The organism is Caulobacter sp. LjRoot300 (assembly GCF_964253875.1).
Taxonomy (GTDB): Bacteria; Pseudomonadota; Alphaproteobacteria; order Caulobacterales; family Caulobacteraceae; genus Caulobacter.
The window spans coordinates 797896-817524 of sequence record NZ_CAXUSA020000002.1 but is presented as its reverse complement, the minus strand read 5'-3'; the positions used below and the strand labels follow the sequence as shown (position 1 = coordinate 817524).

The following is a 19629-nucleotide window of genomic DNA, read 5'->3' as shown; positions in this document are numbered from 1 at the left end:
CTCCAAGCGGTCGCTGCCTGCAGCGGCCGCTCTTTTTTTGCGCGAGGCGAATCGAAGCGAAATATCCATCTTTCGTTTTCATTGCTTTCATTGCGTTGCGTTTTGGGTTGCGCTAGGTTGGACCCGTTCATCGAAAGGGTTCTTCATGAAGGCGATGCTCGATCTGGTCGCCCGGCATAAGTCCGGTCAGGCGTGCGGCATCTATTCGGTCTGCTCGGCCCACCCGCTGGTCATCGAGGCGACCTTCGTCCATGCGCTGGAGGCGGGCGTCGAGGTCGTGCTGATCGAAGCCACCTGCAACCAGGTCAACCAGGACGGCGGCTATACCGGCATGACGCCGGACCTGTTCCGCGACTTCGTCCACGCCATCGCCGACAAGGTCGGCCTGCCGCGCGAGCGCATCCTCCTGGGCGGCGACCACCTGGGGCCCAATCCGTGGACCGGCCTTCGCGCCGACGAGGCCATGACCAAGGCGGAGGTGCTGATCGAGCAGTATGTCGCCGCCGGCTTTCGCAAGATCCACGCCGACTGTTCGATGTCGTGCGCCGACGATCCGACACCCCTGCCGGAAGACACCGTCGCCCGCCGCGCCGCGCGCCTGATCGGCGTCGCCGAATCCACGCAGCGGCGGGTCGGCGGCGAGCCGTGCGTCTATGTCATCGGCACCGAGGTGCCCGTGCCCGGCGGCGCGGCCGAGGACCTGCCGGACCTCGAGGTGACGACCCCCCAGGCGGCGCTCGGGACGATCGAGGCCCACCGCGCCATCTTCGCGACCGAAGGACTCTCGCACGCCTGGCCGCGCGTCATCGCCGCGGTGGTGCAGCCGGGCGTCGAGTTCGACCACCACAAGGTCATTGACTATGACCGCGCCAAGGCCGCCGCCCTGAGCCGCGCGATCGAGGGCCAGCCGCACATCGTCTTCGAAGCCCATTCGACCGACTACCAGACACCCAGGGCGCTCAAGGCCCTGGTCGAAGACCATTTCGCCATCCTCAAGGTCGGGCCGGGCGTCACCTTCGCGCTGCGCGAGGCCTTCTGGGCCCTGGACGCCATCGAGCGCGAGTGGATCGGTGAGGATCGCGCCTCGCGCTTCCGCCAGGTCGCGGTCGAGCGCATGAAGGCCGACCCGCGTAACTGGGCGAAATATTATCACGCCACCGGCGCGGACCTGCAGTTCGACCTGCAGTACAGTCTGTCCGACCGGATACGCTACTACTGGCCCGACCCGAAGATCATCGCGGCCCAGGAGGTGATGTTCGCCAACCTGACCGACAACCGCCCGCCCCTGGCGCTGATCAGCCAGTACCTGCCGGACGCCTACGCGGCGATCCGCAACGCCGGCCTGACGCCCAGCCCGGCCAATCTGGTGATCGCCCATATCGGCGCGACGCTGGACGCCTATCGCGCCGCCTGCACCGCCGAGCCGGAGCCCGCCTATGCCTGACGTCACCTATCTGGGCCTCACCGAGTCCGCGCTAAGCCAATTGGGCGGCCTGTGGACCGCGCGCGAGATCACCCAGCAGCCGGCCATGCTGCGCGAGACCCAAGCGCTGCTGATGGCGCGCCAGGCCGAGATCGAGACCTTTCTCCAGCCGCTCCTGGCCTTGCCCACGCTGCGCGTCATCCTGACCGGCGCGGGCACCTCGGCCTTCATCGGCCAATGCCTGGCGCCGGTCCTGGCCGCGCGGCTGGGCCGCCGGGTCGAGGCGATCCCGACGACGGACCTGGTCTGCGCCCCGCAGCTCTATTTCGAAGCCGACACGCCGACCGTGCTGGTCTCGTTCGGGCGTTCGGGCAACAGCCCCGAAAGCCTGGCGGCCGTCGAGCTGGCCGACCGCCTGGTCAAGGACGTGCGTCACCTAGTCGTCACCTGCAACGCCGACGGGGCGCTGGCCGGTTATGCGCAGCGGTCCCGCGGCCTGACCCTCCAGCTGCCCGAAGCCACGCACGACCGCAGCTTCGCCATGACGTCCAGCTTCTCGTGCATGACCTATGCGGCGCTGGCGGTCTTCAGCGGCGTCACGGCGATGGACGGACGCATCGACGCCATCGCGCGCGCCACCGAGCGGATGATCGGCGACTATGCCGGCGTCATGCAGGCCGCGGCCGCCGAAGGCTACGAACGCGTCGTCTATCTGGGCAGCCACATCTTCCAGGGCCTGGCGCGGGAGGCGGGGCTCAAGCTTCTGGAGCTGACCAACGGCGCCCTGGTGACGATGTTCGATTCGCCGCTCGGCTTCCGGCATGGTCCGAAAACCATCGTCAACAGCCGCACCCTGGTCGTCGTCTTCTTCTCGAACAACACTTACACCCGCAGCTACGACCTGGACCTTCTCGGCGAGCTGCGACGCGACGACGACGCCGCGCGGGTCATCGCCATCACGGCGCAGGACGGCGTGGGCCTGGCCAAGGGCGACGAACTGAGCGCGCAGGGACTGGAGACGGCCGACGACGCCGAACTGCTGTTCCCCTATATCGTGGCGCCGCAGATCTTCGCCTTCTTCCAGTCCCTGCGCCTGGGGCTGGCGCCGGACAAGCCCAACACCTCGGGCACGGTCAACCGCGTCGTCCAGGGCGTACGCATCCACGAGCTGAGCTGACGATGGACCAGGCGAACCGGCCCGCGGGCTATTTTCTGGGCGTGGACGGCGGCGGCACCAAGACGGCCTTCGTCCTGACCGACGCCGGCGGCCGCGAGCTGGCCCGCCACGAAGGCGGGTCCAGCTATCATATCCAGGTCGGTTTCGAGGCCCTGCACGTCTTGCTCCACGAAGGCGTCCACGCCGTGCTCGACAAGGCCGGCGCCGCGCCCGACGAGGTTCTCTTCGCCTTTTTCGGCCTGCCCGCCCACGGCGAGGACTCCCAGGTCCAGCCCTTTCTCGACGTGATCCCCGAGGCGGTGCTCGGCCATTGCCGCTACGCCTGCGGCAACGACATGATCTGCGGCTGGGCGGGCTCGCTGGGCGGCGAGGACGGCATCAACATCGTCGCCGGCACCGGCTCCATCGGCTATGGCGAGCGCCAGGGCCTTACGGCGCGCGGCGGCGGATGGGGCGAGGTCTTTTCCGACGAGGGCTCGGCCTACTGGATCGCCGTGCAGGGCCTGAACGCCTTTTCGCGCATGACCGACGGCCGCCTGCCGCGCGGACCGCTGCACGACCTGCTGACCCGCGAGCTGGAGCTGAAGAACGACCTGGACGTCTGCGCCTATGTCTACGCCCGGTCGGCGCCCCAGCGCGACCGCATCGCCGGCCTGTCACGCCTGGTCGCCCGAGCGGCGGCGCAAGGCGACGAGGCCGCGCGGCGCATCTTCACGGAGGCCGGCCGCGAGCTGGCGGCGATCGTGGAAGCGATCCGCCAGCGGCTGCGGTACCCGCCCGGCGAGCCGGTGAACCTGTCCTATTCGGGCGGGGTGTTTCAGGGCGGCGAGCTCATCCTCCAGCCCTTCCGCCAGCAGCTGTCGCTGTATTCGCCCGACTACCGCCTTGTCGCGCCGCGCTTCAGTCCGGCGATCGGCGCGGCCCTCTACGCGGCGCGCCTCAGCGGGCAGGCGCCCAGAACGCCGGACCCGGTTTGGGCGGGCGGCGTGTCCAACCGAAACTGACGTTCGCACCGCCGCCAACCGAAAGGGCGTCCGCTCCGCGATCCGGTTGGTGCCGAATACGGCCCCACACAGTGAGTTATCCGGGTCCGTGATAGAAATTTCGACATTCTGGCAACGAACATGCCCTTGATACACACTTTCGTTAAGTAGCGATTTGACAGAACAACGAAAGGCTTGTTACGTTTTATATTATAAATAGGGTGCAAACCGAAACTTCGGAATTTGCGTCCAGTCAAGCGAGGAAAAGGGGTTCGCCATGTCATGTCGTCCATCACGCCGGGGGGCCGTCATGGCCGGCGCAAGCATCGTCGCCCTGCTCACCGCGGGCGCGGCCATCGCCCAGGTTCCCGCCCAAGCCCCCGACGACGGAACGGTCGAGGAGGTCGTCGTCGTCGGCGTGCGCGCCAGCGTGGCCAAGGCCGTCAAGCTCAAGCGCGACGCCACCACGGTCCAGGACTCGATCAGCGCCCTGGAGTTGGGCATGTTCCCGGACGACAACGTCGCCGACTCGCTGAGCCACATCACCGGCGTATCGATCTCGCGCACGGCCGGCGGCGAGGGCCAGAAGGTCAGCGTCCGCGGCCTTGGCCCGGAATACACCCTGTCCACCTTCAACGGGCGCATCCTGGCCACCGACGGCGCGGGGCGCGACTTCGCCTATGACGTGCTGCCCTCCGACGTCATCAGCGGCGCGGACGTGATCAAGGGCGCCGAGGCGGCCAACACCGAAGGCGCCATCGGCGGCCTGATCAACCTGCGCTCGGCCAGCCCCTTCGATCGGCGCGGCCAGCAGGGCATCGTGCGGCTGGAGGGCGATCGCAACCAGATGTCCGAACTGGACGGCCGCAAGCTGTCGGCGGTCTACAGCAACACCTTCGCCGGCGACACGCTGGGCCTGCTGCTGGGCGTGGTGCTGGAAAAGCGCGACGACCGCACGGACGTGGCCGGCAATGACGGCGGCTGGACGCGCAACGCCGATCCCAACGATGAAAGCTGGACGTCCGGCAACGCCTGGGGCGGCTCGATCGACCCGAACAACAACGGCGTTCTGGACCCCGAGGAATACGGCCTGATCGGTCCGGGCCAGTTCCGCGTCGGCTCCATCCTGGAGAAGAAGAAGCGCCACGCCTTCACCGGCAAGCTCGAATGGCGGCCGTCGGACAGCTTCAAGCTGGTCGTCGACGGACTGACCACCAAGCTGGACTCGCCGCAGGTCGGCTACCAGCAGTCGTTCTACCCGCTCTACGCGCCGGGCCGCTGGTCCAACATGGTGATCAAGAACGGCATCGTCACCAGTTTCGACATGACCAATCCCGATCCGGAAATGCGCCTCAATCCGGAACTGCTGAACCAGACCTCCTACCGCGTGGTCGAGACCCAGCTCTATGGGGCCAACGCCGAATGGCACGTCTCGGACCGGCTGACCCTGACGGGCGACGTCTATCGCTCGACCTCCAAGCGCCACTCGGGCGGCCAGGACAGCTATGTCGTCCTGCGCATGAACCAGCCCAACAGCGCCCATATCGAACTGACCGGCGAGCGCGTGCCCAATGTCACGGTCAACTTCGACGACGGCCGCGAACTGAGCAGCGGCCTGGCCAAGGGTCAGTTCAGCGAGGCCGACTTCAACACCCACTACTTCTCGCTGGCGGGCGACAATATCGACGACAAGATCACCGGCGCGTCGTTCAAGGGCGCCTGGGACGCCAAGTTCGGCTGGCTGGACAATGTGCAGTTCGGGGTCAACTACACCGACCGCAAGAAGTCGCGCGACCTAGTCAACAACGCCCTGACCGGCGGGGCCGACTACTATTCCGGCAACTACGCGATCAATGTGGGCGCGCTGGGCGGCGACGTCATTTCCGACAGCTTCTCCCTGCCCAACTTCATGAGCAAGGTGGACTCCAAGTTCCCCCGCACCTTCCTGGCCTTCGACGTTCCCAGCTACCAGGCGGCGCTGGCCGCCTATGACGGCAAGCCGCGCCCGGGCGGCGGCACGTACGACTATTCCAAGGCCGCGCCGGCCTGGAACCCGCTGCAAAGCTACCGCGTGGGGGAAGAAACCTGGGCCGGCTTCGTCCAGGCCAATCTGGAGGGTCGACGCTGGACCGGCAATGTCGGGCTTCGCGTCGTGCGCACCAAGACCAACGCCCAGGCCTGGGACGCCAAGATCCTGCAAGTGATCGAAAACGGCGCGTTCAACTACACGGCGGTCTATGCCCCGCCGACCGCCATCGAGCAGAACAACACCTACACCTACGCTCTGCCGTCGTTCAACTTCAACTACCGCTTCACGGACGAACTGCGCCTGCGCCTGGGGGCGGCCAAGACCATGGCCCGCCCGTCGGTCGCGACCCTGGCTCCGACCAGCACGACCGAAAGCGTCTCTTGGGGCGATTTCACCCAGGTCTACAGCGGCAACGCCGAGCTGAAGCCCTACCAAGCCAAGCAGGTGGACGTGTCGCTGGAGTACTACTTCCGGCCCAACTCGGTGTTCAACGTCGCCGTCTTCGGCAAGCGCATCAAGGACCAGATCACCAGCAGCTGGGAGCCGGGCCAGGACATCGGCGTCCCGGGCCATCTGTTCAACATCAGCCGTCCGATCAACGGCGACCACGCCACGGTCAAGGGTGTCGAGGTCGGTCTGCAGCACTTCCTGGACAACGGCCTGGGCGTGCGCGCGCAATACACCCGCAACTGGGCCAAGAGCTATGTCGGCGACGAGGAGCGTCCGCTGGAAGGGATTGCGCCGTCGGTCTATTCGCTGGTCGTGTTCTACGACCACGGTCCGGTGTCGCTGAGCCTCTCGGGCGACCGCACCGCGGGCTTCACGACGGCCGTCAATGTGCTCGGCGCCGGCTACAACGAAAAGGCCGATCCGATCACCTGGGTCACCGCCCATGCGTCGTACAAGATCAACGACAAGATGGACATTTCCCTCGAGGGCCAGAACCTTCTGGACAAGGCCAACACCTACAGCATCAACGGCAATCCGATGCTGCCGCAGGGCTATTATCGCTACGGCGCCAGCTACAAGCTGGGCCTGAGCTACCGCTTCTGATAGCGCGCCGCCGGGCTAGAACTTAGAAGCGGCCGGCCAACGCCAGCCGGACCAGCCGACCAAGGGGGTCGCGGTCGTCGCGCCCATAGCCAGCGACGGCGCGATTGTCGGCAAGCCGCGCGCTTGGCCGGGTATCCAGGAGGTTGTCGATCCCGAGCGTCAGGGTCAGGCCAGCGCGTCTGCGTGTCGGTGGCGCGCCCGCAAGAGGCGAGTTGAAGGAGGCGCGGCGCGGGACATCGTAGCTAAGCTCCAGGTTCGTGGTCCCCATGGCTTTCACAGCCAAGTCCCCGCCGCCATCACGCCCGACGTCGCGGCGAATGCGGTAGCCGCTTTTCCAGTCGGCGGTGGCATTGAGACCCCAGGCGCCTCTGCGGCCATCAAGCCTGAAAACCAGCTCGTGACGCGGCGTCCCGCCGCCGTCGCCCGCAAGCCTGTTCATGCGCGGCAAGCCCTGGTGAATTTGCGTCAGGTCGTCGAAACGCCAAATGTGGTTCAACGAGACCTGAACTCTTGCCGACGCGCCGCCAGGGCCCACAGGCGTCGGAAGGGCGGCGTTGAGGTTTGACTGCAGAGCCGAGGTGGCCCTGGAGCCAATATTTATCGGCCGAAGGTCTAGACCTATCAGGCGTCCCTGGTCGTCACGCTTGAACCGCTCAGGGAAGGCCGCCTCAATGTCGATCGTTGGCTCCGGCAGGCTACCGATCTCGTTAGACGACTTGCTGTGGCGATAATTGACTCGTCCAGAGATCCGCCATGTCGTGAACGGGCCCACCGCTAATCCGGCCATGGCGATGTCCTGGGTGGCGACCCGCAGCAACGAATTGCCTCCCGTAAGGGGAGAAATCTCGACGGCTCGGCTGTCGCGGAAATCGAAGACGACTGTGGGCGTCCCGTATCGGGCTGGGGCGAACCTTTGTTGGTAGGATGGTGTCTCCGTCGTTCTCGACCAAGCGCCGTTAAAGCTTACAGCCTTGGCGGGAGCCCAGTTGAGACCGGCGCTGATGGCGTGTCCCCGCCCAAGGTCGGTGAACTTGGCGCCTCCCCCCAAGCTCACGTTCAATTCGCCTGGACCACGTCTTGGCATGACGTCGTCAGAAGCCGCGGCGCTGAAGATCGGCAACGACACTTGCGCGCGGATCTCACCGGATTGGGTTTGGAAACGGCTTCGGAACACATCCTGCTCGGAGAAAAAACGACCGCGCGATGCCTGGGCGGAGAGTTCGACTGGTACGGGACCTGTAGGAAGTTCCAGCAGGTTGCGGCTGGCGGACAGGCTCAAGTTTAAGGACCTGCTTTCCGACGAGGTCGAGCTTTGACCCGCCGAGTCCGCTCGTGAGAGTTGGCCAGCCGCCGAGGCGCGCAGCGACCAGTGCGCCATCTCGCCAGTCAGCCCACCGGTCAAGTTCAGACTTCGCTGCCGAGTCCGATTCAGGAGGTCCTGTCCGTCCGGAACAGAAACGAAATGGCTGCTTTGGCTTTGCAGGTTGCCACCGAGTGAGCCACGCCATGCCCCCATCGCACGTGTGACCGAAAAGTTGGCGGCCAATCGCTCTGTCTGCGGACGAAGCGTCGTGGATCCCCTTCCCGGGTGATCGACCATGTAGTCGGACCGTTCGTCGGCGCGGAGCGCGCTGTCACGCTCGATCCAGGCGCCAAACTGGTTGATGTCCATCTCGTGGATCGACGAGCGTCGAAGATCGGCCGCAGCTATTTCCGCGCCGGCCTCTGTCGGCCGCTTAACGCTCAAAAGGGCGTCGCGCCCAACGAATTTCTGCTGCAGGACGATGTTGACCACGCGGCGCGACGGATCGACTCCGCCATATGCCGCCGAGGCTGAGGTCGGTAGAAATTCGACACGCGCCAAGGCGTCCGCGGGGAGTGACATGAACACTTCTGGATCGGCGAGGCGTTTGCCATTGACGATGACGATGGGCGATCCGCGCCCGCCCATCGTCTCGTTGAGGCGGCTAACCACCTCTCCGATATCGCCGGCGCCAAGGGCGTCGACCTCGGCTCCGTCAAATTCCAGTTCCGGGGCCTGCCGCGCCGCGCCACGTCGGGCGGCGACAACGACGCCATCCAATTGGGTCGGCGCTTCGCTCAGCGCCTGGCCCCCAAGAGGGGCAAGCGTGGCGGGCGTTGGGACGGAGGGCGTCGCGGAGAGAGCGAGCAGCCAAGGCATTGTGACGCCTATCCTTCAATCCCGACAGTTGGGGAGGTCCATGCACGCGATGGAGCGTGATCGAATGCGCCGCCCGCAAACAGAGCGGGTGTCTTCGACGCGGGCGTTTCTCGGGATCGAAGAGCTTTCCGGCTCTCGACGAAGGCCTGGCTAGAAATCCTTAAGCCGTCGCTTCGGGTCAAAACAACCTCAGCGATAACTTGACTATTGAGCGGATCAACTTCGGAGGGAATCGCGGCTGCTGATAGCACCAGCCCGCCAAGCGGCGTCGCGATAAATACTTGAGATCCGGACGGGATGTATTCTAATCTGGCAAACGATTTTTTAGTATATCTACGACGATAAGTCCGAAAACTCGCCGGCATGTCAATACGATGAAACATATAGACCTGGTTCGCTTTAACAACGCGGCGAGCCTAGCGATTTGATTTCATACATCAATAGGAAAAAACTACTCAAAATGGCAATCTAAACTCAAGATTCAGGTTGCGTGGGTAAAAAACCGCCCTAGGTTGTGGCTGGGCAATTTGTCCGCTGTTCACGGAGACCCTTATGAAGAATTTCGCGATCGCCGCGGTGGCCGCCGCCGCGCTCCTTGGCTCGGCTAGCGCCGCGCTGGCCACGCCAGACGGCAGCTATACAATCATCAATTACGGCTCGGAGGCCGTCGCTCTGGCCGCAAATTCGCTCCCCAGCCCCACGGGCTTTGGACCGATCGCAGCCGGTGGCGGGACGACAACCGGAACCGCTGTCACTTCCAGCACGGTGCTGTCCGGGACGGTGATCTACACCAATCCCACTGGCACAGCGGGCTGCGCCTATACCACGACGGTCTACCTCTCAAGCGGCAAGTACAATTTCTCGCTGACCGCCGCGCCTTATCCGGCGGGCGCCACCACGACCTGCAATGCCGTCTTTGGTTATAAGGACACCAGCCTGGGCTGGTATTCGGTGAATGCCAATATGTCGGGGTTCTAGGCGACCATCCACGATCGCCAAGAACACAATGTTAAGGTGCGAACCTTTAGGTTTGCTCAACTCATGCTGATTTTTTAGGTGCCGACGTGGAAATTCCAGCGATCACCGCCACTCCGATCCAGCCCGTTCCGACCGTCGGCGCAGCGACAGCGCCAGCGAGCGACGCCACGGCGACGACAAGCGGGACCGCGACGACTGACGCGTCGGCATCTCCCTACGAAACTAACCGCGCCTTGGTTGAGCAACTCAAGGCTACACTGAACGACAAGAGCGGCAAGTTCAGTGCCGACGAACAGTTGGCGGCCCTCTCGAGCATTCAAGATCTGTGGGTGAACGGCCAGCTTAAGGGGGCCACTCATGACGAGAGCCTCTCGGTCGGGCAGGCGCTGACCGACTCCGCGATGGGGCAGAAGGTTAAAGCACTGCAAGACAGCTACGTGGCGAAGTACCAAGCCTACCGCTTCCAGGGTGGGTCGACGGCGATCCGTGGCCAAGTGGAGGCGTTCGATAGCTTCTCTGCCGACGACCAGAAGGTCCTCTTCAACGGCGGCATCAACGCTTCGCTGATCGGCGGCAAGCCCTATGCGAATGAGGCTGACTGGCGCAACGTCAAGGCTTCGGCCTACAAGCTCAGCAAATATGTCGAAGACACTCAGGCTTCCGAGCCGGCGCCGGGGTCATCCAAAGACGTTCAAATGCAGAAAGCGCTCAAGCTTTTGCAGTCGGGTCAGCAGGATACGGCGTGGGCCAAGCAGATCTCCGACCTCTTCGGTGGTCGTGAGGAGATCAAGGATCGGGTTGATCTGTCTCCCGAGGCGCAGAAGCTGGTCGGGAATACCTCGTTCAAAGGGGGCGTCGCCGCCGGCTACGTCCAAGGGTCGATAGCAAAGACCGTAGCTTAGGTCGCCTCCATCGGGCCGAACAGATCGAGGCGGCGAGTTCTGGCCCTCCGAGCTGCATCGACCACGGTCTGCACACGCTGATCAAAGCGATGCTCTTTAAGCACCCGTTGCTGTCCAGCCCCGGCCAACCGCCAGACCGCCTCTGGATCCTCAAGCAGGGCGGCGACGCGCTCCAAACCAGCCGAGAGATCCTTCCAGCGATAGAGCATGATTTCCCCATCTTCGACGAAATGCTCCGCCCACCAGGCGCCGTGGTCGGACGCCACGGCGGCGCCCGCGAGCATCGCCGTCAATGGGCGCTCATGAGAGCCCGCACCGAAGTTTGCGTTCACGTTGAGGACGAGTTTGGCGGTCCGCATCAGTCGCGAGACGTTGGGCAAGCTAGCCGCCCCGAGCAAACGAAACGAGGGGAAATGGTCGAACCTGTCGCCATACCCGCCGCCGACGATGTGGAGGGGAAATCCCGCCGCTCCGGCAGCCTCAAGCAAAGCTAGACGGCGAACCTGACGCACCTGCTCGTGGATTGTGGTCGCGAATTTTCGCGTCCGCTGCAGATTCGGATCGCTTGGGTCCAGACCATGGGCGCGCAAGGAATGATCCATGGCGTCCAGGGCGGGGATGAACTCCGCCCCGAGCGCAATCTCCAGGGCGGTGTCAAAGAGACTGCGCACCAAGCCCTGCTCGTGTGACCATGGCGGCCGTCCAGGTCCGTAATAGGTGCCCGCGAACAAAATTGGGATGGGGCGGCCATCGCTGAACTCTTCGGCGTCAAGCTCTGGTTTGGACGCCTCGCCAACCGCGCCGTGCGGTCCAAACGCCACGTCGGCGAAGCGATCTTGTCCGAACGTGGCGTTCACCGCTTCAACGTGGGTTGGATCGACGACCAGGAGCGCGGTTTCAGAAGCGGTCTGTTCCAAGCGTTCGAGATGGCTGAGGGGGTAGTCGACATGGTGCAGCACATGCGGCGCACCGAAGATTTGACCCAGGGAGCGACCGTCTTTGTCCCGCAGTTCCCCTAGCATTCCGACGGTGTAGATGAGCTCGGTTGGGCCAGCCGCGGCTTCTCGCCGAAGGGTCTCTTGGAGGTCTGGCTCCCCAAGAGCGTCGATCACGACGGACGCGTATCCTTCACGCTCGAAAGCGCCAGCCAACTCATCAACGAACACGCGGGTGGCGTCGTAATCCGACTGGCCCTTGATAAAAACAGCCCGCACGCACTCTACTCCAAGCCACTAGCATTCGAATACAATCTTAAGCTACACGATACAAGGTTGTGCTGTTCGTGCGTATGAGTCGCGGCCGCGGGGAGTGATGCTCGGTTTCCCCTTCCTGGCGACGGCGAGCGCACGTCTTGGTGAGGTCTCGCGCGTCGTCGGTAACTCGCTCTTGGTTCTGGCCAGCACCGCACGCAGGCCCGGCGGCCTGGAGCGGAACAGGGCGATGCCCTGCAGCCAGCCACGCTCGAGAACGATAGCCGTCGCCCGTTTTCGAGTTCAGGACGTGCATGAGGAGCCGCCAGCGTCTTCGCCAGTGGCGTCAGCGAGGTGTCCGTCAGAACCTGGAGCTGCGCGAGCTTCTCGGCGATGAAATTCTGAGACCCAGGAGTCGGCTCATGCCACCGCTCCGGCGCCCGGAGATAGTCGGATTGCGGGGCACGGAGGCGGGCCTATAGACTTGGTCCCGACCCAAGCTTCGTGAGCGGCGGGTCATTCGAACCCCGTTCGAGGTGGCGGCCTCGGCGGGGCTTTTTCGTATGACCTGGAGGCTCCCCTGACCCTCGCCAGAACCCGTAACGCGAACTTTCCGCGGACTGGCGGAACGGAGGGGGATCGCTTGAAACGCTCAATCCCTTATGGGGATTGGCGCACCCGACACGATTCGAACGTGTGACCTTTGCCTTCGGAGGGCAACGCTCTATCCAGCTGAGCTACGGGTGCTTCCGCCTTGCGGAAGCGCGGTCTTAGCCGAAAGGCAGCGTCGGCGCAAACGGGTCTTTCTCAGCCTTTCGCCAGATAGACGAAGCGGACCACGAACAGCGCCGCTAGGACCAGCAGGAGCCAGTCGGCCTTGGTGATCTTGCCGGTCAGCAGGCGCAGGACCGCGTAGCTTGTGATGCCGAACGCCAGGCCGTTGGCGATCGAGAAGGTCAGGGGAATGGTGATCAGGGTCAGGAAGGCCGGGATCGCCACCGTCGGGTCGGCCCAGTCGACGTCGACGAGCGAGCCGACCATCAGGGCGCCCACCAGGATCAGAGCCGGAGCCGTGGCGGCGGCCGGGATCGCCTGGACCAGCGGGGCGAAGAACAGGGTGGCCAAGAACAGTAGGCCGACCACCACCGCCGTCAGGCCGGTGCGGCCGCCGGCGGTCACGCCCGAGGCGCTCTCGATATAGCTGACCACGGTCGAGGTGCCCGCCGCCGCGCCGATCATGGTCGCCGCCGAATCGGCCAGCAAGATGCGGTTCAGCCGCGGAATCGAGCCGTCGGGCGCCTGCAGGCCGGCCTTCTTGGTCACCGCCACCAGGGTGCCGACATTGTCGAACAGATCGACGAACAGGAAGACGAAGATGATCTCCAGCATGGCCACCGCCATGCCGCCCTTCAGGTGAAAGGCGCCAAGGACGTCCATCTTGAACGCCGTGGCGGTCAGGTCGGCCAGGCTGGAGGTTCCGGGCGCGATCTTGGCCAGGCCCAGGGCCCAGCCGGCGGCGGCGGCCAGCAGGATGCCGATCAGGATCGCCCCCTTGACCCGCCAGGCCTGCAGCACGGCGATCAGCACCAGGCCCAGGATCGCCACCGCCGCGGTCGGGGTGGTGAGGTCGCCCAGGGCCACGGTGGTGGCCGGGCTGGCGACGATGATCCCCGCCTCCTTCAGGCCGATGAAGGCGATGAACAGCCCGACCCCGGCGGCGACGGCCGAGAACAGCGGCTTGGGGATGGCCGCCACGATCATCTGGCGCACCCCGACCAGGGTCAGGACCAGGAAGGCCACGCCCGAGAGGAAGACGCAGCCCAGGGCGGTCTCCCACGGCACGCCCATGCCCTTGACCACGGTGTAGGTGAAATAGGCGTTCAGCCCCATGCCGGGGGCCAGGGCCAGCGGATAGTTGGCGATCAACCCCATCAGGATCGAGCCGAAGCCGGCCGCCAGGCAGGTGGCGGCGGCCACGGCGGCCACCGGCATGCCGGCCTCGCCCAGGATCGCCGGATTGACCACCACGATATAGGCCATGGTCATGAAGGTGGTGACGCCGGCCAGCACCTCGGTGCGGACGTCGGTTCCCTGGGCCTTGAGGCCGAAGAGGCGTTCGAGCATGGGCTTAGCGGCTCCGGCCGGTCGGGGTGGCGGTGGGAAGGGTCGTGGCGTAGCGGTCCCAGTGGGCGACGAGCTCACGGGCGACCAAGCCGCCGACCCGGAAGGTGGCGTCGAACCCGGCCTTCAGCCCCTCGCCGTGGAAGACGTGCGGCAGGCTGGCCTGGCCCAGCGGCCCGCGCGAATAGTTGCTGCCGGTGCGCAGCACCAGCACCCGGCGACGGTCGATCCTTCCGGACGCGGCGTGGGCGTCGAGCACGTCGAGGATCCCCTGGTCTTCGCAGTCGGTCATGGTGAAGGTTCCGGCCCCGTCGGTCCAGAGCTTCACCCAGTCATGGGCCCACTGGGTGCGGTGGGCGCCGTGCCAGAAACGCACCGTGCCCAGGGCGTCGCCCCGCAGCACGAACGGCGGTCGCTGGCCTTCGGGATCCCCCGCATAGGGTGCGCGCAGAGCCTGCAGGCCCGGAGAATCCGGCAGACCGACGTCGCGGGTCAGGCCGTACGCCCAGTCGACCAAGCCCTTGTCCAAGCTCCAAACCATGGCGCTGGAGCCCGGGGCCTTGCCCTTCACGTTGGGGCGTTCGGCGTTGTCGGCATAGAGGCCGTAGGGCCAGTCGGCGGGCATGTCGCGCTCGTCGAGCTCATAGATCGGGTCGGCGTCGACCACGTAGCGGGCCCAGGCGGCGCTGCCGACCGAGGCGACGGCGGGATCGACCCCGGCGATGCCGCTGACGATCCAGTAGGCCTTGGTCAGGTCGAACTGGTCCGACAGGATCAGGGCCGCCACGCTCTCCCGCGTCCGGCCGCGCATGTCGCTGACGATGGCCAGCACGCCGTCGTCGGAATAGCGGGCCACGTGGCGGACGCCGGGAATGGCGATCTCGTGCTTCAGCGGCCAGCCCTCGACCCAGGGTTGGAACTCGCCGGCCATGTCGCCGGTGTCGGCCCCGATCTCGAACGTGGTGACGATCACCACCTTGACCGGCAGGCGCTTGCCGGGTGCCGCCTGGGCCCCGGCCAGGCCGAGGCCCAGGGCGAGCGTCAGCGCCAGGACGATCCGAAACCACAAAATACGCATACAAGCCCCACCTGAAATCCGGCGGTGAACCTCCACCGATGCGGCCCGCGACGCAATCGGGGATCGCCGGGAGCGTTGGCCCCGCCCTGCGCTGCCCACCCGCGAGGCGTCGGCGCCCGATCCTTGGCTCGGCGACGCGGGAGGCCTCGCCTCATGGCCGGCGCGGCGGCTAGGGTCGCCGGCGAATCGCCTTCATCTCGAAAGCCCCCATGCGCCTCCTCCTGACCCTCTTCCTCCTGGCCAGCGCGCCCCTTTCCGCCCAGGCCGCCGAGCCTCTGGATCCCGCCCCGCGCACGGCGGTGATCAGCGCCTTCCCGCCGGAACTGGCGGCCCTGGAGGCGGCGACGGTCGACAAGCACGAATACGCCGCCGCCGGGACGCGGTTCGTCACCGGGACCCTGGAGGGCAAGCCGGTGGTGCTGTTCCTCAGCGGCATCAGCATGGTCAACGCCGCCATGACCACCCAGGGGGCCCTGGATCGGTTCAGGATCGAGCGAATCGTGTTTTCCGGCGTGGCCGGCGGCGCCGACCCGGCGCTGGAGGTCGGCGACGTGGTCGCCCCCGAGCGCTGGGTGCAGTCGTCCGAGATGGCCTATGCCCGCGAGATTCCCGGCGGCTTCGCCCCGACGCCGGGCCTGACCGACGGCCGGACCAACTTCGGCATGATGTATCCGCGCGCCGTGACCGTGACCCGCGACGACGGCAAGTCCGAGGACCTGAAGGACTTCCCGGTCGACCCGGCCCTGCTGGACCTGGCCCGCCGCAGCGTCGAGGGCCTGACCCTGAAGCGCTGCGCCGCCGACCAGTGCCTGGCCAAGCCGCCCAAGGTGGTGGTCGGCGGGGTGGGCGGCTCGGGGCCGGTGTTCGTCGACAACGCCGCCTTCCGGCAATATGCCCACGACGTGTTCGGCGCCCGGGTGCTGGACATGGAAAGCGCCGCCGTCGCCCAGGTGGCCTATGTCAACCGCACGCCGTTCATCGCCTTCCGCAGCCTGTCGGACCTGGCCGGCGGCGACCCGGCCGGCAACCAGTTCCCGGTGTTCCTGAAGTTCGCGGCCGAGAACTCGGCGACAGTGGTCCGGGCGTTCGTCAAGGCGCTGCCCTGATCCTCCCCCCGTGGGGGAGGCGATCGCGTAGCGATCGATGGGGGGAGTTGTCGGATCGTCGATCCGGGTTGTGGCCATCGGCCGAATACCCCCCCCACCGTCGGCTGCGCCGACACCTCCCCCACAGGGGGAGGACCTTTTAGGCAAGTTCAGGTCTTCAGCGGGTCCTTCGCGTTCGGATCGCCGTAGGTCAGCGACACGAACACGTCCTCCAGGTCCGGGTCTTCCGTGGCGATGTCCTTGATCTTCAGCCCCTCGGCGCGGACCGCCGCCAGCACCTGCTCGACGCTGGACTGGCCGGTGCGGTAGGAGACCGAGAAGGCGCCGGCTCCGCGCAGCCGGGTCTCGAAGCCGGGCAGCAGCGGCGCGACGGTGACGGGCTCTTCGGGCGTGACCACCACGTTGCGGCTGTCCATCCGGCGCAGCAGGGTTCCGGTCGGCTCGCAGACCACCACCTCGCCGCGGTTGACGATGGCGATCTGGTCGCACAGCTCCTGGGCCTCTTCCAGGTAGTGGGTGGTCAGGACGATGGTCACGCCCAGCTGGTTGAGGCCGGTCACATATTGCCAGAGCTGGCGGCGCAGCTCGACGTCGACCCCGGCGGTGGGCTCGTCGAGGATCAGCACCGGCGGCTGGTGGACCATGGCCTTGGCCACCATCAGGCGGCGCTTCATGCCGCCCGACAGCTGGCGGACATAGGCGTTGGCCTTGTCGCCCAGGCCCAGGGCGTTGAGCAGCTCGTCGGTGCGGCGCTCGTTCTTGGGCACGCCATAGAAGCCGGCCTGCACCTCCAGCGACTCGCGCGGGGTGAAGAACACGTCGGCGGCCAGTTCCTGCGGCACCACGCCGATGGCGGCGCGGGCGTCGCGCGGCCGCTCGTCGATGTCGCGGCCCCAGATCCGCACCTTGCCCGAGCTCTTGCGGGTCAGGCCGGCCAGGATGTTGATGAAGGTCGACTTGCCCGCGCCGTTCGGCCCCAGCAGCCCGAAGATCGAGCCGCGCGGCACCTTCAGGTCGATGCCGTTCAGGGCCCGCTTTTCCGGTGCGGTCTTGGTGGCGGGATAGGTCTTGAACAGGCCTTCGGCTTCGATCGCGTAGGCGGGCAGGTCCATGGAGCGTCCAGATGCGCCGCTTTGCAGCGGTATTGGGAAACGAAGGGGCGCGCCTTCAATTGACGACGGCGCGATGGGTCGCATAGGTATGCCTGCATCGCCGCCACGCCAAGGCCGCGTCTGATTTTCAAGGGTTTCACGAACATGGCGCGCAAGGCCAAGTCCACCGCTCCCACCGCCATGGAGCCGCCAAACACTTTGGGCGCTGTCGAGGTCGGCGCCGGCCCCGCGCCCGAAACCGTCATGGTCCGCTCGCACCGCATCGCCTGCGACGGCGTCGGCGGGGCCCTGGGCCATCCGCGGGTCTGGCTGGAGATGGGCGCGGCCGGCTTCGTCGACTGCCCCTATTGCGACCGCCGCTTCGTGGCCTCGACCGCCGCCGGCCACGACGAGGACGAGCAGCTGGCCCCGGGGGTCTACGAAGGCTCCGGCGGCCACTAGGCGACCGCCGCGATGGGCGACATCATCCCCGCGCTGCAGCGCGCCGAATCCCTGGCCAAGGCCTGGGAGGCCGCCGAGTGGCCGCGCGAGGCCCCGGTGCTGCGGGCCATCGCCATGCCGTCCGACACCAATCCCGAAGGCGACATCTTTGGCGGCTGGCTGCTGTCGCAGATGGACCTGGCGGCGGCCTCGATCGCCTTCCACCGCGCGGCCGGCCGCTGCGCCACCATCGCCGTCGACGGCATGACCTTCCTCAGCCCGGTGTTCGTCGGCGACGAGGTCAGCCTGTTCGCAAAGGTGGTTCACGTGGGCCGCACCTCGCTGAAGGTCGAGGTCGAGGCCTGGCGCCGCCGCCGCGACGGCGAGCAGGCCCACAAGGTGACCCAAGGCGTGTTCACCTTCGTGGCCATCGGCGACGATCGCAAGCCCCGGCCCCTGCCGTAGGACCCAAGCGCTCCGCCCCCTCTGGGGGCGGACAGACCGCGAAGCGGTCAGGAGGGGGCAAAGTGTTCGCCGCCTCACGCGGTCTGCCGCTGAGCTGATGGAAAGGGACGCGGAGCGCCGGACATCGTCCGGAGTTTGAAAATGAATACCGTTTTCGACGAAGCCCGATCGCTCCGCGCGGTCGTTATCCGGAAGCCCGCGGCGCTGAGCCCTGTTGGGGCCTCGCCGCCTTGAAGCCTCCGACGGGCGGGCCAGGTCAACGAACCCCGGTCCCGGACCGCGGGCGTGTCACCGCCCGCCTGTTGCTCCGCCAGCCCTCGCGCCACGCTGTATCCGTGTTCCGAGCCCAGCCGGCACCAGAGACGCGAGGTTTGGTCCCAAGGGACCGCCGACGGAGCTTCCCGCTCGATCGCCCCCCGCCGCCGCATCGGTCGCTGGCCATGCGCCCTTTCCCTGCGTCGAGGTGAGGTCAGGATAAGGGCGGTCTGGAAGGGGGAGGATCAACTTGGGTCGAGAAAGTTCAGGACGTTGGAATCCTGAGACTTTATTAGCTGAACGCCGAGCGCAAGCCGGGGACGTGCACTCACGGCAAGGCCTCGCGGATCGATCCACGACTGTCGGGTGAGTGCATGTCCCCAACCTCATCCACGGCGTCATGGGACCTAAACACCGAACTCAGCGGGTCCGCTGAGGACATGCACTCACCCCAACCGCTCCGCGAACCTGCCGGCGCCTTGCCGTGAGAGCACGTCCCCGGCGTCGCGTGGCCATAGACGAGGACAGCAAACCGCGGCCGTTGCCGTAGGGCGGAACGCCGCGCCCTAGAGGCCCGCGACGATGGCCTGCGTCGAGGTCACGGTCGCGTACTCGCCATGCAGGTTCGACAGCGCCGTCACATGCCAGTCCTCGGCGGGTCTGGCGACACCCAGGATGTCGGTCTTGTCATAGGTATAACAGGCGTCGCCTGGCAGGGTGACCTCGAACCCGAGGCAGAAGGCCGCTCGTACCGTTGCCTCCACCGAGTTGTTGGTGCTCACCCCGGCAACGACAAGGCGCGAGATATCCCGCAGCCGAAGCCACCGCTCCAGACCGCTGTTGGCGAAGGCGTCATTGACGTTCTTTTCCAGCCGATGCTCGTGCGCCTGCGGCTCGAAGCGTGGCTGGAACTCGCAGTTGGACGACCCCGGCCAGAACGATCCCCCTGGCGCGCGACCCATGTGACGCACATGGACGACCGGAAGCTTTCGCGCCCGCCACGCCTCCAGCAGCCGCGCGATGTTGTCCTCGGCGCCTGGATTGTTTCTGGGCCCGGTGTTCTCAGGCAGCATGCCGCGTTGCATGTCGATCAGGATCAGGGCGACGGGAACCGGTGCAGGATGGGCGGGCGATGAGCTCATGGGTCCAGTTTGC

General features: G+C 66.2%; 15 protein-coding genes and 1 tRNA gene. 9 read left to right on the top strand and 7 right to left on the bottom strand.

Going from position 1 to position 19629, the window contains the following annotated elements:
- Positions 1-145: 145 nt before the first annotated feature.
- The 4 genes from ACSQ2G_RS09155 (at position 146) to ACSQ2G_RS09140 (ending at position 6665) form a co-directional block, all read left to right on the top strand.
- Complete coding sequence (locus tag ACSQ2G_RS09155) at positions 146-1444, top strand: D-tagatose-bisphosphate aldolase, class II, non-catalytic subunit (RefSeq protein ID WP_436030158.1); 1299 nt, start codon at positions 146-148, stop codon at positions 1442-1444.
- Positions 1437-2600 carry an SIS domain-containing protein gene (locus tag ACSQ2G_RS09150; RefSeq protein WP_436030157.1) on the top strand — a complete coding sequence of 388 codons (1164 nt, stop codon included), beginning with the start codon at positions 1437-1439 and terminating at the stop codon, positions 2598-2600. Before ACSQ2G_RS09155 ends, ACSQ2G_RS09150 begins: the two co-directional genes overlap by 8 nt.
- Positions 2601-2602: 2 nt before the next feature.
- Positions 2603-3604: an N-acetylglucosamine kinase gene (locus ACSQ2G_RS09145; protein WP_436030155.1), complete on the top strand. Its 1002-nt coding sequence runs from the start codon at positions 2603-2605 to the stop codon at positions 3602-3604.
- Between the two features lie 289 nt (positions 3605-3893).
- A complete protein-coding gene (locus ACSQ2G_RS09140; protein WP_436030153.1) occupies positions 3894-6665 on the top strand; it encodes a TonB-dependent receptor in 2772 nt (923 codons plus the stop codon).
- Between the two features lie 22 nt (positions 6666-6687).
- Here ACSQ2G_RS09140 and ACSQ2G_RS09135 read toward each other — a convergent pair whose 3' ends face one another.
- The gene (locus ACSQ2G_RS09135) at positions 6688-8847 is read right to left on the bottom strand and encodes a TonB-dependent receptor (protein ID WP_436030151.1); all 2160 of its coding nucleotides are present in this window, start codon (positions 8845-8847) and stop codon (positions 6688-6690) included.
- Between the two features lie 552 nt (positions 8848-9399).
- Here ACSQ2G_RS09135 and ACSQ2G_RS09130 point away from each other — a divergent pair.
- The gene (locus tag ACSQ2G_RS09130) at positions 9400-9825 is read left to right on the top strand and encodes a hypothetical protein (protein ID WP_436030149.1); all 426 of its coding nucleotides are present in this window, start codon (positions 9400-9402) and stop codon (positions 9823-9825) included.
- 86 nt (positions 9826-9911) lie between these two features.
- Entirely contained in the window at positions 9912-10727 is an 816-nt protein-coding gene (locus tag ACSQ2G_RS09125) for a hypothetical protein (RefSeq protein WP_436030147.1), read from the top strand.
- Here ACSQ2G_RS09125 and ACSQ2G_RS09120 read toward each other — a convergent pair.
- The 4 genes from ACSQ2G_RS09120 to ACSQ2G_RS09105 all read right to left on the bottom strand — a co-directional run bounded on the left by ACSQ2G_RS09120 (position 10724) and on the right by ACSQ2G_RS09105 (position 15116).
- On the bottom strand, positions 10724-11941 hold the full coding sequence (locus ACSQ2G_RS09120) for a glycosyltransferase family protein (RefSeq protein WP_436030145.1): 1218 nt from the start codon (positions 11939-11941) through the stop codon (positions 10724-10726). The two genes, ACSQ2G_RS09125 and ACSQ2G_RS09120, sit on opposite strands and share 4 nt — an antisense overlap.
- Before the next feature lie 646 nt (positions 11942-12587).
- A tRNA-Arg gene (locus ACSQ2G_RS09115) sits at positions 12588-12664 on the bottom strand.
- 60 nt (positions 12665-12724) lie between these two features.
- The gene (locus ACSQ2G_RS09110) at positions 12725-14041 is read right to left on the bottom strand and encodes an NCS2 family permease (RefSeq protein WP_436030143.1); all 1317 of its coding nucleotides are present in this window, start codon (positions 14039-14041) and stop codon (positions 12725-12727) included.
- A 4-nt stretch (positions 14042-14045) separates the two neighbouring features.
- Positions 14046-15116 carry a purine nucleoside permease gene (locus ACSQ2G_RS09105; protein ID WP_436030142.1) on the bottom strand — a complete coding sequence of 357 codons (1071 nt, stop codon included), beginning with the start codon at positions 15114-15116 and terminating at the stop codon, positions 14046-14048.
- A gap of 209 nt (positions 15117-15325) precedes the next feature.
- Between ACSQ2G_RS09105 and ACSQ2G_RS09100 the strand changes: the two genes are divergently transcribed.
- Entirely contained in the window at positions 15326-16222 is an 897-nt protein-coding gene (locus ACSQ2G_RS09100) for a 5'-methylthioadenosine/S-adenosylhomocysteine nucleosidase (protein WP_436030140.1), read from the top strand.
- 149 nt (positions 16223-16371) lie between these two features.
- Here ACSQ2G_RS09100 and ACSQ2G_RS09095 read toward each other — a convergent pair whose 3' ends face one another.
- Entirely contained in the window at positions 16372-17334 is a 963-nt protein-coding gene (locus tag ACSQ2G_RS09095; RefSeq protein ID WP_056755775.1) for an ABC transporter ATP-binding protein, read from the bottom strand.
- A 144-nt stretch (positions 17335-17478) separates the two neighbouring features.
- On the opposite strand from ACSQ2G_RS09095, the gene ACSQ2G_RS09090 reads away from it, so the two are divergent.
- The gene (locus ACSQ2G_RS09090) at positions 17479-17775 is read left to right on the top strand and encodes a zinc-finger domain-containing protein (RefSeq protein WP_436030139.1); all 297 of its coding nucleotides are present in this window, start codon (positions 17479-17481) and stop codon (positions 17773-17775) included.
- A gap of 12 nt (positions 17776-17787) precedes the next feature.
- Positions 17788-18219 (top strand): acyl-CoA thioesterase, encoded by a 432-nt coding sequence (locus tag ACSQ2G_RS09085; protein WP_436030137.1) that lies wholly within the window; start codon positions 17788-17790, stop codon positions 18217-18219.
- An 821-nt stretch (positions 18220-19040) separates the two neighbouring features.
- Here ACSQ2G_RS09085 and ACSQ2G_RS09080 read toward each other — a convergent pair.
- On the bottom strand, positions 19041-19616 hold the full coding sequence (locus tag ACSQ2G_RS09080) for a cysteine hydrolase family protein (protein ID WP_436030135.1): 576 nt from the start codon (positions 19614-19616) through the stop codon (positions 19041-19043).
- Positions 19617-19629 lie beyond the last annotated feature (13 nt).

Excerpts from the sequence above, each read along its gene's own strand:
- ACSQ2G_RS09140 (WP_436030153.1), top strand. The coding sequence starts at position 3,894 with ATGGCCGGCGCAAGCATCGTCGCCCTGCTCACCGCGGGCGCGGCCATC.
- ACSQ2G_RS09080 (WP_436030135.1), bottom strand. The coding sequence starts at position 19,616 with ATGAGCTCATCGCCCGCCCATCCTGCACCGGTTCCCGTCGCCCTGATC.
- ACSQ2G_RS09095 (WP_056755775.1), bottom strand. The coding sequence starts at position 17,334 with ATGGACCTGCCCGCCTACGCGATCGAAGCCGAAGGCCTGTTCAAGACC.
- ACSQ2G_RS09110 (WP_436030143.1), bottom strand. The coding sequence starts at position 14,041 with ATGCTCGAACGCCTCTTCGGCCTCAAGGCCCAGGGAACCGACGTCCGC.
- ACSQ2G_RS09085 (WP_436030137.1), top strand. The coding sequence starts at position 17,788 with ATGGGCGACATCATCCCCGCGCTGCAGCGCGCCGAATCCCTGGCCAAG.
- ACSQ2G_RS09090 (WP_436030139.1), top strand. The coding sequence starts at position 17,479 with ATGGCGCGCAAGGCCAAGTCCACCGCTCCCACCGCCATGGAGCCGCCA.
- ACSQ2G_RS09150 (WP_436030157.1), top strand. The coding sequence starts at position 1,437 with ATGCCTGACGTCACCTATCTGGGCCTCACCGAGTCCGCGCTAAGCCAA.
- ACSQ2G_RS09105 (WP_436030142.1), bottom strand. The coding sequence starts at position 15,116 with ATGCGTATTTTGTGGTTTCGGATCGTCCTGGCGCTGACGCTCGCCCTG.
- ACSQ2G_RS09145 (WP_436030155.1), top strand. The coding sequence starts at position 2,603 with ATGGACCAGGCGAACCGGCCCGCGGGCTATTTTCTGGGCGTGGACGGC.
- ACSQ2G_RS09135 (WP_436030151.1), bottom strand. The coding sequence starts at position 8,847 with ATGCCTTGGCTGCTCGCTCTCTCCGCGACGCCCTCCGTCCCAACGCCC.
- ACSQ2G_RS09100 (WP_436030140.1), top strand. The coding sequence starts at position 15,326 with ATGCGCCTCCTCCTGACCCTCTTCCTCCTGGCCAGCGCGCCCCTTTCC.
- ACSQ2G_RS09130 (WP_436030149.1), top strand. The coding sequence starts at position 9,400 with ATGAAGAATTTCGCGATCGCCGCGGTGGCCGCCGCCGCGCTCCTTGGC.
- ACSQ2G_RS09155 (WP_436030158.1), top strand. The coding sequence starts at position 146 with ATGAAGGCGATGCTCGATCTGGTCGCCCGGCATAAGTCCGGTCAGGCG.